The 14,010-nt window shown below is 42.8% G+C and carries 13 protein-coding genes and 1 riboswitch; of the genes, 10 read left to right on the top strand and 3 right to left on the bottom strand.

All coding sequences use genetic code 11. The features are described from left to right. Window positions 1-88: 88 nt before the first annotated feature. Window positions 89-186, top strand: a riboswitch (purine riboswitch). 75 nt (window positions 187-261) lie between these two features. The 5 genes from IGJ28_RS09825 to purB all read left to right on the top strand — a co-directional run bounded on the left by IGJ28_RS09825 (window position 262) and on the right by purB (window position 5,228). Continuing rightward, the gene (locus IGJ28_RS09825) at window positions 262-843 is read left to right on the top strand and encodes a xanthine phosphoribosyltransferase (protein ID WP_003127190.1); all 582 of its coding nucleotides are present in this window, start codon (window positions 262-264) and stop codon (window positions 841-843) included. Next, a complete protein-coding gene (locus tag IGJ28_RS09830) occupies window positions 843-2,147 on the top strand; it encodes a nucleobase:cation symporter-2 family protein (protein WP_438845350.1) in 1,305 nt (434 codons plus the stop codon). The genes IGJ28_RS09825 and IGJ28_RS09830 overlap by 1 nt, the downstream gene beginning before the upstream one ends. Before the next feature lie 172 nt (window positions 2,148-2,319). Then, on the top strand, window positions 2,320-2,805 hold the full coding sequence (gene purE / locus IGJ28_RS09835) for a 5-(carboxyamino)imidazole ribonucleotide mutase (RefSeq protein ID WP_003127192.1): 486 nt from the start codon (window positions 2,320-2,322) through the stop codon (window positions 2,803-2,805). Continuing rightward, window positions 2,798-3,916 (top strand): 5-(carboxyamino)imidazole ribonucleotide synthase, encoded by a 1,119-nt coding sequence (gene purK, locus IGJ28_RS09840; RefSeq protein ID WP_029486900.1) that lies wholly within the window; start codon window positions 2,798-2,800, stop codon window positions 3,914-3,916. Before purE ends, purK begins: the two co-directional genes overlap by 8 nt. Window positions 3,917-3,929: 13 nt before the next feature. Then, window positions 3,930-5,228 (top strand): adenylosuccinate lyase, encoded by a 1,299-nt coding sequence (gene purB, locus IGJ28_RS09845; protein ID WP_252711866.1) that lies wholly within the window; start codon window positions 3,930-3,932, stop codon window positions 5,226-5,228. 75 nt (window positions 5,229-5,303) lie between these two features. On the opposite strand, the gene pbp4 is transcribed toward purB, so the two are convergent. The 3 genes from pbp4 to IGJ28_RS09860 form a co-directional block, all read right to left on the bottom strand. Continuing rightward, window positions 5,304-7,352, bottom strand: coding sequence for a penicillin-binding protein PBP4(5) (gene pbp4, locus IGJ28_RS09850; RefSeq protein WP_219645235.1), 2,049 nt, complete (start codon window positions 7,350-7,352; stop codon window positions 5,304-5,306). Between the two features lie 5 nt (window positions 7,353-7,357). Continuing rightward, on the bottom strand, window positions 7,358-7,972 hold the full coding sequence (locus tag IGJ28_RS09855; RefSeq protein WP_147735629.1) for a DUF1054 family protein: 615 nt from the start codon (window positions 7,970-7,972) through the stop codon (window positions 7,358-7,360). 89 nt (window positions 7,973-8,061) lie between these two features. Further along, window positions 8,062-8,448 (bottom strand): hypothetical protein, encoded by a 387-nt coding sequence (locus tag IGJ28_RS09860; protein ID WP_147735630.1) that lies wholly within the window; start codon window positions 8,446-8,448, stop codon window positions 8,062-8,064. A gap of 264 nt (window positions 8,449-8,712) precedes the next feature. Here IGJ28_RS09860 and purC point away from each other — a divergent pair, with 264 nt between their 5' ends. The 5 genes from purC to purF are packed head-to-tail and all read left to right on the top strand — an operon-like array spanning window position 8,713 to window position 13,990. Then, entirely contained in the window at window positions 8,713-9,435 is a 723-nt protein-coding gene (gene purC, locus IGJ28_RS09865) for a phosphoribosylaminoimidazolesuccinocarboxamide synthase (RefSeq protein WP_219645234.1), read from the top strand. Further along, complete coding sequence (gene purS, locus IGJ28_RS09870; protein ID WP_003127200.1) at window positions 9,426-9,689, top strand: phosphoribosylformylglycinamidine synthase subunit PurS; 264 nt, start codon at window positions 9,426-9,428, stop codon at window positions 9,687-9,689. Before purC ends, purS begins: the two co-directional genes overlap by 10 nt. Next, complete coding sequence (gene purQ / locus IGJ28_RS09875) at window positions 9,686-10,363, top strand: phosphoribosylformylglycinamidine synthase subunit PurQ (RefSeq protein WP_252711867.1); 678 nt, start codon at window positions 9,686-9,688, stop codon at window positions 10,361-10,363. The genes purS and purQ overlap by 4 nt, the downstream gene beginning before the upstream one ends. Continuing rightward, on the top strand, window positions 10,356-12,584 hold the full coding sequence (gene purL, locus IGJ28_RS09880; RefSeq protein ID WP_252711868.1) for a phosphoribosylformylglycinamidine synthase subunit PurL: 2,229 nt from the start codon (window positions 10,356-10,358) through the stop codon (window positions 12,582-12,584). The genes purQ and purL overlap by 8 nt, the downstream gene beginning before the upstream one ends. Next, entirely contained in the window at window positions 12,569-13,990 is a 1,422-nt protein-coding gene (gene purF, locus IGJ28_RS09885) for an amidophosphoribosyltransferase (protein WP_060814870.1), read from the top strand. The genes purL and purF overlap by 16 nt, the downstream gene beginning before the upstream one ends. Window positions 13,991-14,010 lie beyond the last annotated feature (20 nt).

Below are 14,010 nucleotides of genomic sequence, written 5' to 3' on the forward strand. Positions count from 1 at the left end.
GAGCGTTGAGAAATAAAATGAGAACATTCTTATTTTGGAAGAGTTTTCTAAACTTGCCTTTTTAATCAATCTTCGGCATAATCGAACCTATCATTCATAAAATTTAACTTGTATATCGTCGTAATAAGGTCGACAGTCTCTACCCGATACCGTAAATATCGGACTATAAGTAAAAAAAGTGCCATTGATGCACCTTTTTTGCTTTAGCAAAAAAGGTGTTTTTTTGTTGATAGGCCTAAATGGAAAGGAAAGAGGTATAGGATGAAAAAGTTGATCGAACGGATCGAAAAAGACGGAAATGTTTTAGGTGATGGCGTTCTGAAAGTTGATAGTTTTTTAACGCACCAAGTGGATCCGGAATTAATGCAGGAAATCGGCACGACATTTGCCAAACGATTTCAAGCAGAGCAGATTACTAAAGTAGTGACTATCGAAGCTTCAGGGATTGCACCAGCTTTATTTACGGCACAAACATTAGGTGTGCCAATGATTTTTGCCCGTAAAGCCAAAAGTCTGACAATGGACGAAGAATTATTGACAGCCTCGGTTTATTCCTTTACCAAGCAAGTCACGAGTCAAGTATCGATTTCTCGGAAATTTTTGTCTGCGGAAGACAATGTATTGATCATCGATGACTTTTTAGCAAATGGCCAAGCAGCAAAAGGATTGATCGAATTGTGCCAGCAAGCCGGTGCAACGGTTGCTGGTATCGGAATCGTCATTGAAAAATCCTTCCAATCTGGACGAGCATTGCTTGAAGAAATGTCGATTCCTGTTGTTTCTCTCGCGCGGATCGCTTCCTTATCCGAGGGTAAAGCAACTTTCTTGGAGGGTGACGCTTAATGAACGAACAAAATGGACGCTCTGCTGTCTTAGGGTTGCAGCACTTGCTCGCGATGTATGCGGGTGCTGTCGCAGTACCACTATTGATTGGAACCGGGTTAGGATTTAATGAAGCCCAAATGACTTATTTGATTTCCATTGATATTTTTATGTGCGGGGTAGCAACATTGCTGCAATTGACCGTCACCCGTTTCTTCGGGATCGGATTGCCGGTTGTCTTGGGCTGTGCCATCCAAGCTGTTTCACCATTGATTTTGATCGGAACTAAGTCAGGGATCGGTGCCATTTATGGAGCCATTATTGCTTCTGGTATTTTTGTTGTTTTGATCTCCGGTGTCTTCTCAAAAATCAAAGTCTTGTTTCCGCCATTGGTTACGGGAACTGTCATTACAGTGATTGGTTTGACGTTGATCCCCGTTGCCATTACCAAAATCGGTGGTGGGGATGCTGCCGCAGCTTCCTTTGGCGCACCAGACAATTTACTCTTAGGTTTTGTCACGATTGCATTAATTATTGGTATTCAGATTTTTGCCAAAGGATTTCTTTGTTCGATTGCTGTTTTGATCGGTTTGATCGGCGGAACTTTGCTAGCAGCTGTCTTAGGGTTAGTTGATTTATCCGCGATTTCTCACGCGCCTGTCTTTCATTTGCCGCAGCCGTTTTACTTTGGGTTACCAACCTTTGATATTTGGTCGATTTTATTGATGATCATTATTTCAATCGTTAGTATGGTGGAGTCTACGGGGGTCTATTTTGCACTGGGAGATATTACAGGACAACCTGTTTCATCAGAATCATTGAAAAAAGGTTATCGGGCTGAAGGGTTAGCAGTGATTCTGGGCGGAATCTTCAACACATTCCCTTATACGGGCTTCTCACAAAATGTAGGGCTCGTACAGTTATCTGGTATCAAAACCCGTAAACCGATTTATTTCTCTGCGGTCTTTTTGATTATATTAGGTTTGTTTCCGAAAGTTGGTGCTTTGGCGCAAATCATTCCTGAAGCTGTATTGGGTGGCGGGATGTTAGTCATGTTCGGCATGGTGGCTGTCCAAGGGATGAGAATGTTGTCGAAAGTCGACTATTCAAATGACAAAAATTTGCTGATTATCGCTGTTTCACTGGGATTCGGCTTAGGGTTCAACATTATGCCAACTTTATTTAGCCGCTTACCTGAAACCTTGCAAATGTTTACTGGTAACGGAATTGTTATGAGCAGCATGACTGCGATTATCTTGAATCTTTTATTCAATGGCTTACCAAAAAAAGAAGCGGTCGAATCAGGAGAATTTAACGAAGTTTGATTTACGAAAGCATTCTGGTCAACAGGATGCTTTTTTTGTTTTAGAGAGAAGAAATAATCTTTTGTTAAAAGACGAACAATATATCTCGTATTTTTTCTATAGTTCGATTTTCTTTTGACTTTATGGATGTCACTTGCTAGTATTTAAGTGAATAATCGAAGGGAGTTGTCTTATGGAACAAGTAGCAGTCATTATGGGCAGTACGTCGGATTGGGAGACGATGAAACACAGTTGTGAGATTTTAGAGGAGCTTGGGATTCCCTATATCAAAAAGGTTGTTTCGGCTCATCGGACACCGGACTTGATGTTTTCCTTTGCCGAAAATGCAAGAGAAAAAGGGCTGAAAGTAATCATTGCTGGTGCTGGCGGTGCCGCTCATCTGCCAGGTATGGTCGCTGCAAAAACAACGTTACCCGTGATTGGCGTACCCGTCCAATCACGAACATTAAATGGATTGGATTCGTTACTTTCCATCGTACAGATGCCGGGAGGCGTTCCTGTGGCAACGACAGCGATTGGAAAAGCTGGTGCAATCAACGCGGGACTACTTGCAGCTCAGATGCTTTCCATGTATGATTTAGGAATAGCGGAAAAGTTGGATCAACGAAGAAAGACGTTGAAAGAAAAAGTAGTGGAAAGTAGTGATCAACTTGATTAAACCTTTGATGCCCAATGCGACGATCGGAATCGTTGGCGGCGGACAATTGGGGCGTATGATGGCAATGAGTGCCAAAAAAATGGGTTTCCGTGTCGGCGTGCTGGATCCAACAGCCAATTGTCCGACAGCACAAGTAGCTGACTGGCATATTGTTGCTGCTTATGACGATGTCTTTGCACTGGAAGAAATGGCGCGGCGTTCTGATGTGATTACTTATGAATTTGAGAATGTCAGCGTAGAGGCTTTGAATTCGATTTTGCCCTATGCAAATATTCCCCAGGGAACTGATCTATTGGCAATCACCCAAGATCGCTTGTTAGAAAAATCTTTCTTAGAAGCCAATAATATTGTTATTGCACCTTATGCGACAATCATCAGTCCTACCGATATTCAAGATGCCATCGAGAGTATCGGCTATCCTTGTGTATTGAAAACGACTCGAGGAGGCTATGATGGCAAAGGGCAATATGTTTTATACAGCACAGCTGATTTAGCGCCTTCGATGAATCTTTTGCGGGAAGGAACTTGTGAATTAGAAGCATGGATCCCTTACGAAAAAGAACTCTCGATCATGGTGGCAGGGAATGGTCGTGAAATCACCACTTTCCCAGTGGTTGAAAATATCCACCGCAACAATATCTTGCATCAAACGATTGCACCTGCTCGAATCGATGCTGAGGTAGCGGAGGAAGCAGAACGGATCGCGCGTGTGATTGCGCAAGCCCTTGATTTACGCGGTGTTTTAGCGATCGAGCTGTTCTTAACGAAAAGCGGCGGACTATATGTGAATGAGTTGGCACCACGCCCACATAATTCAGGTCATTACTCGATTGAAGCTTGTTCTATGAGCCAGTTTGATGCCCATGTACGTGGGATCTGCGGTTGGCCGCTTGCAGAGGTTAAACTGTTGAGTGATGCGGTCATGGTGAACATCTTAGGTGATGAACTCATTGAAACATATGACCTGATTGCTCATAAGCCAGATTGGCAATTCCATTATTATGGCAAAGAAGAAGCAAAGAGCGGTCGGAAAATGGGACACATTACGTTGTTGACCGAAGACATTACTGCTTCATTGGAAGAAATCTATCAAACGAATATTTGGGATTAAAGGAGAGTAACGCATGTTAGAACGTTATACAAGACCTGAGATGGGCAAAATTTGGACAGATCAAAATCGATACCAAGCATGGCTAGAAGTCGAAATCTTAGCTGATGAGGCGTGGGCCGAGCTTGGTGAGATTCCCAAAGAAGATGTGGAAAAAATTAGAGAGAAGGCAACTTTCGATATCGACCGTATCTTAGAGATTGAAGCACAGACGCGCCATGATGTGGTCGCATTCACCCGGGCTGTCTCTGAATCGCTTGGTGACGAAAGTAAGTGGGTCCACTATGGGCTGACTTCTACTGATGTGGTAGATACGGCTTATGGTTACTTGATGAAGCAAGCGAATGACTTAATCCGTAAAGATCTAGAAACATTCACAGCTATCATTGGTGAAAAAGCAAAAGAACACAAATATACTGTCATGATGGGACGGACCCATGGGGTGCATGCCGAACCGACGACATTTGGGTTGAAGCTTGCCTTGTGGTATTCTGAAATGAAACGCAATATTGAACGTTTCGAACGAGCGGCGGCTGGAGTTGAAGCTGGGAAAATCAGCGGTGCAGTAGGAACATTTGCCAACATTCCGCCATTTGTTGAAGAATATGTATGTAACAAGTTGGGGATTCGTTCTCAAGAAATCTCTACGCAAGTGTTGCCGCGAGATCTCCATGCAGAATATTTTGCTTCCATGGCACTGATTGCAACAAGCATTGAAAAATTTGCGACAGAAATCCGTGGATTGCAAAAATCAGAAACAAGAGAAGTTGAAGAGTTTTTTGCTAAAGGGCAAAAAGGGTCTTCCGCAATGCCGCACAAACGCAATCCTATTGGTTCAGAAAATATGGCGGGATTAGCACGAGTGATCCGCGGCCATATGGTGACGGCGTATGAAAATGTTTCTCTTTGGCATGAACGAGATATCTCTCACTCTTCTGCTGAACGGATTATTATCCCGGATACAACGATTTTGATTGATTATATGCTCAATCGTTTTGGAACGATCGTCAAAAATCTGACTGTTTTCCCAGAAAATATGAAACGTAATATGAATGCGACTTTTGGCTTGATCTATAGTCAACGTGTTATGTTGAAATTGATCGATCATGGCATGACTCGAGAACAGGCATATGATCTTGTTCAGCCGAAGACGGCACAAGCTTGGGACGAACAACGGGATTTTCGACCATTGTTAGAAGCTGACCAAACCATTATGTCTACGTTAAGTGAAAAAGACTTGGATGATGCATTTGATTATCATCATCATTTAAAGCAAGTGGATACGATTTTTGCGCGCGTAGGTTTAGGTGAATAGGGAATAAACCAAAAAAAAAAAACAAAAGGCACGCTGCTTCAGTAAGCAGCGTGCCTTTTGGGGTAGTTTTATTATTTAGTTATAGTTTTCGGAAAGATAAGACAAAAGATCTGGGGCTAATGCTGTAGCAGAAGAGTTTTCTTGCCGATCTTCTAGCATGGACACCATCAAATACTTTTGATTCTGGGCATCGAAAGCAAATAAGAAGCTATTTTCCTGTCCTTTCTCATCTTGTTTCTCCTTGATCTCAGCTGTTCCAGTTTTGGCAGCAAGAGGCAAACCGAGAGCTGCTAGGGAATGGGCTGTCCCATTCTCATCGGTAACGACAGCTTTCAAATCCTCATTGATCAGTGAAATCGTCTCTGGTGAAATCAACTCTTTTTTCGTCTTTGTTTCTGCACCCATCACTAATCGTGGATAAACCAGAGATCCTTGATTGGCGAAAACAGAGTACATCGCTGCTTGTTGAATTGGATTGATCAACAATTCTCCCTGGCCATAGCCAGTGTCTGCCAGCAAAATCTCAGAATTGAAGGATTTGTCATTGCTGATTTGTGCAGGGTTCATGGCAATCGGCAAGTCCAATTCTTCACCGAAAATAAATTTCTCCAAACCAGCACGGAATTTGTCTTCACCCATCGCCAATGTTTGTTGAGCCATATAGATATTATCCGAATAGACGAGAGCGTTACGCAAGTTAACGGATGCGACATCGCTGACCCGAGTCACGAAGTAATCTCCCCAAGAGCTATCTTTTTGCCATTTCAATCCGTTGATTGAAAGGACGGTTTCTGGATTGATCGTTCCATTGTCTAAACCGATGGCTGCTGTGATTGTTTTAAAGGTTGAACCGGGAGCATAACCAGTTGCAAAGCGGCTGATAAATGGTAGATCTTTGTTGTTTTGGTAAGCATCATAGTCCTCTTGTGAAATTCCGTTGGTCATTTTATTGGGATCAAAACTTGGAGAACTAGCTAGAACGAGCAGATCCCCTGTGGTTGGTTCAGTGACCACGGTAGAACCAGCCTGATCCTTAAGGGAATCAAAAGCGATTTTCTGTGCTTTGGCATCGATCGTGAGTTGAATCGTTTTGCCGTCAGTTTTTTTCGTTTCGATCAATGCTTTTCGCTCTGTGCCTTTTTCATCGGTGATCGCTATCTTACCACCGTTTTTTCCTCGAAGTTCTTTGTCAAAAGCTGCCTCGAGACCAGAGCGGCCAATTTTTCCATTGCTGGCTAATGTATCATCTTTTTCAACATCTTCAGCCGTAATGTCTCCTACATAACCAATCAATTGTGCAGCGGCTTCACCTAATGGATAGGTTCTGCCCGCGGTTTCTTGAATGCTTGCACCGGTTGGGAGATCAGCTGTGGGTTCCACGATTTTCAAAGGAACAAAGTAATCGTCTTGCACCCAAGATTGATCCAATGCTTGCTGGATCGCTTTCTCAGTCAGGTCAAACTGCTTAGCGATCGCTTTGATTCTTGACTCTTTATCCTCTCCATCTCCTAATTGTCCGGGAATCACCCCAAGCTGGTACAAGGTGCCATTAGCAGCCAGTGGTGTTTTGTTGCGATCCACTATTTCACCTCGAACAGCCTCATCAACAGAAATACTTACTTTATCTTGTCCAGCCATGTCAGGGAAAATCAGGTTTGGAGCCCAATCGATTTTTGGCTGATCTTTTTCAAATTTGATGGTTCCGGAATAATTCAGATCTTTGATTTCCCCCAAGCTAGTAGTGAGAGATAACTGATACGTAAACTGATAATCTGCATCTTTGACATCATCGCTTAAAGTGATTTTGGAACCCTTGATGTTGGCAGCATCAATTCCGCTGAAAATTGTTTGATATTTTTCTGCTACTTGATCATTGGTATAACCATTTCTTTCTGCGCTATCAGAAAGAATCAAGGATGGTAATTTGTCGAATTTGTTTTTTGAAAGGTTCTCAATGAATGAGTGGACGACTTTCTCTGCCTGATTTTGTCGTTGCTGTTTGTCATAATAGCGATAGCCGAAAAAGCCACCTACTACAAGCAATAAGAGCAGAGGAAGAACAATCAGTAAAGTCTTCCGTTTTTTTGGTGGTTGATTTTGAGAGCGGCGATTTTGTCGTTCCATTTTTCTTAATTCCCTTCTTGGTTAAGTATCGGTAACTCTTCGCGATTCCGATAAAGCGGCAGCAGCAAGCAATAATCTGCTAACAGTTGCTCCATAGTGAGCGTAGAAATCTGATCTTTGAGATAGACTTTGCCAATCTGTAATTCGCTTTTTTTTACAGTAGTCAGCCGCTCTAGAGCAGCGGGCCATTCTCGGATCGGCTGATAGCCATATTGCGTATGATCCAGAGAGAGGACAAAATCTTGAGGTAGAGTTTCAAACAGTGCCGGTTTCTCTGACCAGCAGCGAGCGATTTGCTGTTGGTTTTTCGGCTGATCAATCACACTTAACCAGACAAAAGCATACTCACGAGTAATACCGATCTGGAAGTGGGCATCCATCTTATAACCTCGCTTGTTTGGTCCAAAAGCTGCCCAAGTTTCTTCTGGAGGATAGACACTTCGCCGTCGGTGCTGTGCGATATGCAGATAAAAAGGAGTGTCTAGCTTTTCTGTGAAAAAAGGGCAGACTTTTTCACCAATTTGCTGAAAAATCGGTTGGATCTCTTTACGAATTTCCTGCATTCGTTCTTCCAAGCTCGAAGCTTGGAAGACGTGAAAGCTTTTATTAGTAAATAACATAGAGTAAAATTCCTTTCTTGTATTCTAAGAGATAGTATAGCAAAAAAACACCCTTAAAATCGCAATTTAGGCGTTTTTTAAGAGTGTGTTTAACTATTTATAAAATTAGGTTTTAAAGGAGTGAAAGTCTTTTCCTCATTGAGTAAGTTTAGCAAGACATCCAAAAAGGCAGTTTGCATTTCTTCCATATTGAAATAAATACGGAAACAATAGGTGTGTTTAAAGAAAGTCTGCTGATGGATTTGATGGATAATCAATTCTTCGTTTAATCCGTTTTTATATTGGAGTACCCGTTTTCGATGTTCGGAATAATGAGGCCGGGCATGTTTTTTGAATGGACTGAATAAATAAAAAGATGTCATTTGATTTGCGGTCAACACTTGTTGAACGGCAAGTAGTTCATTATGTAGCTGTTTTCTGTCGCTGTCCGATAAATGAGCGATAAATCGTTGCGCTTGATTTTTCAGTGACCACATGAATCAATTCCTCCTTGGAGATACCAGTATTCACAAAATCAATATAACATGAAAAAAAATAAATGTAAACGCTTTATAGCGTGTGAACAAGTCGGAAATCAGCAGAACAAAAAATGATTTTAAGTTAAACACGAACGTTTAAAGAAAAATTAGTTGTTAATGTACATTATTTTGTTGACCCTTATTCTTTGCGTTGTTAGAATAGAAAACAACAAGAAGAGACTAAAAATCTATGTGAAAAAACTAACTTTTGTGAGGTGTCCGGTGGTGCAAGAAGAATTGATTTACGAAGGGAAAGCAAAGAAACTCTTCAAGACTAACAAAGATGAAGAGCTCCGTGTGGAGTATCTCGATCAGGCTACCGCGTTGAATGGATTGAAGAAAGATGCAGTTTCAGGAAAAGGAGCGCTGAATAATCAGATTACCAGTCTTATTTTTCAAGAATTAGAAAAGCAGGGTATTCCAAGTCATTTTATCAAAATATTGTCTAAACACGAACAATTAGTTTGTGAAGTTGAAATGATCCCGTTGGAAATCGTCGTCCGTAATACGGCTGCCGGCAGCTTTTCTAAGCGCCTGGGAATTGCTGAAGGGGAGCAGCTGCCTTTTCCGATTATTGAATTTTATTACAAAGAAGACCGCTTAGACGATCCTTTCATCAATGAAGATCACATTCGTTATTTGGGAATCGCCACCCCTGAGGAAGTTGCTCAAATCAAAATGCTTGCTCGACAAATCAACACCGCATTGTGCCAACTCTTTGAGAAAATTAAGATCCACTTGGTCGACTTTAAAATTGAAGTCGGAAAAAGTGATGGGAAAATTCTTTTAGCGGATGAGATTTCGCCGGATACTTGTCGCTTATGGGATCTGACAACGAAAGAACATTTGGATAAAGATGTCTATCGTCGTGAAATCGGGGATCTGATTCCTGTTTATCAAGAAGTATTAAATCGCTTAGAAAAGGAGTATAGTTCATGTATTTAGTCAAAGTTTATGTCACTTATAAAGAGTCGGTCTTGGATCCTCAAGGAGAAGCAGTCAAAGGAGCGGTTCATCGTTTGGGGTATCAAAATGTCTCTGAAATACGTATTGGGAAATATTTTGAGATCAAAGTTACAGACAGCAATAAAGAATCAGTAGCGGCAGAAATTGAAGAAGTTTGTGACAAGTTACTGGCAAATGTCAATATGGAGACTTATCGTTATGAAATCATTGAGATGGAGGACAAGGAACAATGAAATTTGCAGTAATCGTTTTTCCTGGTTCGAATTGTGATGTCGATTTAATGTATGCCATCAAAGATGTGATGGGCGCAGAAGCCGAATATGTGTGGCATGACGAGGCCTCGTTAGCTGGCTTTGATGGTGTATTGCTTCCAGGAGGTTTCTCCTACGGGGATTACCTTCGCTGCGGAGCCATCGCACGTTTCTCGAATATTATGGCAGAAGTCATTCGTTTTGCAGAAGAAGGAAAACCGGTCTTTGGTACGTGCAATGGCTTCCAGATCTTGACAGAAGCTGGCTTGCTGCCAGGGGTTTTACGCAGAAATGAATCGCTGCACTTTATTTGCAAGCCGGTACAGTTGCAAGTCAATAACCAGACGCCTTTTACCTCTGAATACCAGCAAGATGAACGGATCACGATCCCTGTCGCTCATGGAGAAGGAAATTACTATTGCGACGATCAAACCTACCAGGAACTGGAAGCCAATAACCAGATTGTCTTCCGTTATGTGGATAACGTTAACGGGAGTTTACATGGTATTGCCGGCATTTGCAACAAGGCAGGCAATGTTTTAGGGATGATGCCCCATCCTGAGCGGGCAATGGAAGAGTTGCTTGGCTCAAAGGATGGCAAGAAGTTCTTTGCGTCTTTATTGAAAAATTTCGGGAAGGTGCCAGTACATGAATAAAGCAATCATAGCAGAGCCAACACCACAGGAAATCAAAGAAACCAAGCTTTATCAACAATGGGGGCTCACTGATGAAGAATACCAAATGATTTCAGAAGAAATATTAGGTCGACTACCTAATTATACAGAAACGGGTCTCTTTTCAGTAATGTGGAGCGAACATTGTTCCTATAAAAATTCCAAGCCGGTCTTGCGCAAATTTCCAACCGAAGGCCCGCAAGTTTTACAAGGGCCAGGCGAAGGAGCGGGAATCGTCGATATTGGTGATGGCCAAGCAGTTGTCTTTAAAGCAGAAAGTCATAACCATCCTTCGGCCGTGGAGCCTTATGAAGGCGCCGCAACCGGCGTCGGTGGGATTATTCGTGATATTTTCAGTATGGGGGCGCGGCCCATCGCGATCCTAGATTCGTTGCGTTTTGGCGAATTGACGAATGAGCGGACCAAATACCTTTTAGAAGAAGTCGTGGCAGGAATCAGCGGCTATGGAAATTGTATCGGAATCCCTACAGTCGGTGGTGAAGTTGCCTTCGATGCCTGTTACGAAGGGAATCCATTGGTCAATGCGATGTGTGTCGGTTTGATCGACCACAAAGATATTCAAAAAGGACAGGCCAAAGGCGTTGGTAACATAATCATGTATGTGGGAGCAAAAACAGGTAGAGACGGGATCCATGGTGCAACATTTGCTTCCGAGGAGTTCGTGGAGGGAGAAGAACAGCAGCGCTCGGCTGTCCAAGTAGGAGACCCCTTCATGGAAAAATTGTTATTAGAAGCTTGTCTTGAGCTGATCCTTGAACATTCAGACAGTTTGATCGGTATTCAGGACATGGGGGCAGCCGGTCTCGTTTCTTCCAGTTCTGAAATGGCTTCAAAAGCTGGTTCAGGATTAAAACTTTATTTAGATGATGTACCGCAACGAGAAACTGGTATGACACCTTATGAAATGATGCTATCAGAATCTCAGGAGCGGATGCTGATCTGTGTGAAACAAGGACATGAAGCAGAAGTTGAAGCGTTGTTTCAAAAATACGGATTGGAAGCGGTAGTGATTGGTGAAGTAACCGATGATGGCGCGTATCGCTTGTACCATCAGGGAAAAGAAGTTGCCAATTTACCTGTTGATGCTTTGGCAGAAGATGCGCCAACTTATCATAAAGAAAAAGCAGAACCTGCTAGAATCCAAGCATTTCGTCAACAGCCTGATTTTGAACCAGTCATTGATGATGCAACAGCAGTCTTTTTACAATTGTTGCAGCAACCCACGATTGCTTCAAAAAAATCGATTTTTGAAACCTATGATTCTCAAGTGAGAACCAATACCGTTGTTGGCCCAGGAAGTGACGCTGCAGTCCTGCGGATCAAAGGGACCAACAAAGCTTTAGCTATGACCACGGACTGTAATGCTCGCTACTTGTACCTTGATCCTGAACGAGGCGGACAGATTGCTGTAGCAGAAGCAGCTCGCAATATTGTTGCTTCTGGGGGACGACCACTAGCGATCACAGACTGTCTCAACTATGGCTCGCCGGATAAACCAGAAGGCTTTTGGGAGTTATGGACATCGGCAGAAGGGATTGCCAAAGCTTGTGAAATTCTAGAAACTCCTGTTATTTCAGGTAATGTTTCGCTGTACAATGAAACCAACGGGCAGGCAATCTATCCAACACCAGTGATTGGTATGGTAGGGCTGATTGAAAAGGTCGAACATATCACCACACAACATTTCCAGACACCGGAGGATTTGATTTATTTGATTGGAGAAACGAAGGCCGACTTTAACGGCAGTGAACTCCAAAAATTACAAAATGGGTCGATCAATGGCCGTTTGATGGCATTTGATCTATTAGAAGAAAAACAGAATCAGGCAATCGTCTTATCTGCGATCCAGGCTGGACTTGTAAAAAGTGCCCATGACTGTGCAGAAGGCGGATTAGCTGTTGCATTAGCTGAATCTGCGTTTAAGAAGAATGTCGGTATATCTGTTCAACTAGATTTGCCGCAATCTTGGCTTTTTTCAGAAACACAATCGCGATTTGTGCTGTCCATTGCTCCAGAAAATCAAACCGCTTTTGAAGCTTTGGCAGGTGATAGCGCTTGTCTCATCGGAAAAGTTACAGCAGAACCGCAACTAAAAATCCAAGGTAGCGATGGAATGATCGTAGTGGAAACAGCCTTAGCACGTAAGAAATGGGAGGAAGCAATTCCATGTCTATTGAAGTAAAAAGCTTGAATGAAGAATGCGGGGTTTTTGGTGTCTGGGGTCACCCAGATGCTGCCCGAGTTACTTATTTTGGCTTGCACAGTTTACAGCATCGGGGACAAGAAGGCGCTGGGATCGTCGCAAATCAGCAAGGCAAACTTGCCGGACATCGGGATCTTGGCTTATTAGCAGAAGTTTTTTCCGATGAACGACTTCTTCAACGATTGACAGGTGAAGCAGCAATCGGACATGTTCGCTATGCTACTGCAGGCAATGGCAGCGTCGATAATATCCAACCTTTTCTTTTTAAGTTTTTTGATCAGCAGATTGGGTTGGCGCACAACGGGAACTTAACCAATGCCAAGAGTTTGCGGAAATCACTTGAGTCTGAAGGAGCCATTTTTCATTCAAATTCAGATACCGAAATTTTGATGCATCTGATTCGCCGCAGTGGTCAAGCGAATTTGCTGGATCGCATCAAAGAAGCGCTGAATCAAGTGAAAGGTGGATTTGCCTATCTTTTGCTGACAGAAGATGCGATGATCGCTGCTCTTGATCCAAATGGATTTCGGCCACTCTCGTTAGGAAAAATGGTCAATGGTGCTTATGTGATTGCTTCAGAGACTTGTGCTTTAGAAGTGATCGGAGCTGAATTTGTTCGAGATATCTGTCCTGGGGAAGTTGTCATTGTGGATCAAGCGGGCTACCGTGTTGAAACATATACGGAAGAAGTCCAACCAGCGATTTGCTCAATGGAATTCATTTATTTTGCACGACCAGATTCGAATATTGCCGGCGTCAATGTCCATACTGCACGAAAAAATATGGGACGTAATCTTGCCCAAGAAGCACCGATCGAAGCAGATATGGTGATCGGTGTACCGAACTCATCCTTATCGGCCGCCAGCGGGTTTGCAGAAGAATCTGGCATTCCTTACGAATTAGGATTAGTCAAAAATCAATACATTGCACGAACATTTATCCAGCCCACTCAAGAATTACGGGAACAAGGCGTTCGGATGAAGCTTTCTGCCGTCCGCGGTGTGGTTGAAGGAAAAAAAGTGATCATGGTGGATGACTCGATCGTTCGCGGCACTACTAGCCGACGAATCGTTCAATTGTTAAAAGAAGCCGGTGCCAAAGAAGTTCACGTTCGGATTGCTTCACCGCCATTAAGATATCCTTGTTTTTACGGAATCGATATTCAGACGCGGAAAGAACTGATCGCTGCTCGGCAAAGTGTCGAAGAAATTCGCCAAACGATCGGTGCCGATTCGTTGGCTTTTCTCAGTGAGACTGGCTTGATCGAAGCAATCGGGTTAGATTTAGATGCCCCCTATTCTGGATTGTGCATGGCCTATTTCAATGGTGATTATCCTACACCGCTTTATGATTATGAAGAAAGCTATTTAGCGTCGCTCGAATAAATGGTACAGGAGGAACTCAA

Source organism: Enterococcus sp. AZ091 (assembly GCF_051714805.1).
Classification (GTDB): Bacteria; Bacillota; Bacilli; order Lactobacillales; family Enterococcaceae; genus Enterococcus_D; species Enterococcus_D gallinarum.

Bases quoted from the DNA above. Each gene is read 5' to 3' on its own strand.
- IGJ28_RS09825 (WP_003127190.1), top strand. From the start codon at position 262: ATGAAAAAGTTGATCGAACGGATCGAAAAAGACGGAAATGTTTTAGGT.
- IGJ28_RS09830 (WP_438845350.1), top strand. From the start codon at position 843: ATGAACGAACAAAATGGACGCTCTGCTGTCTTAGGGTTGCAGCACTTG.
- purE (WP_003127192.1), top strand. From the start codon at position 2,320: ATGGAACAAGTAGCAGTCATTATGGGCAGTACGTCGGATTGGGAGACG.
- purB (WP_252711866.1), top strand. From the start codon at position 3,930: ATGTTAGAACGTTATACAAGACCTGAGATGGGCAAAATTTGGACAGAT.
- pbp4 (WP_219645235.1), bottom strand. From the start codon at position 7,352: ATGGAACGACAAAATCGCCGCTCTCAAAATCAACCACCAAAAAAACGG.
- IGJ28_RS09855 (WP_147735629.1), bottom strand. From the start codon at position 7,972: ATGTTATTTACTAATAAAAGCTTTCACGTCTTCCAAGCTTCGAGCTTG.
- IGJ28_RS09860 (WP_147735630.1), bottom strand. From the start codon at position 8,448: ATGTGGTCACTGAAAAATCAAGCGCAACGATTTATCGCTCATTTATCG.
- purS (WP_003127200.1), top strand. From the start codon at position 9,426: ATGTATTTAGTCAAAGTTTATGTCACTTATAAAGAGTCGGTCTTGGAT.
- purQ (WP_252711867.1), top strand. From the start codon at position 9,686: ATGAAATTTGCAGTAATCGTTTTTCCTGGTTCGAATTGTGATGTCGAT.
- purL (WP_252711868.1), top strand. From the start codon at position 10,356: ATGAATAAAGCAATCATAGCAGAGCCAACACCACAGGAAATCAAAGAA.
- purF (WP_060814870.1), top strand. From the start codon at position 12,569: ATGTCTATTGAAGTAAAAAGCTTGAATGAAGAATGCGGGGTTTTTGGT.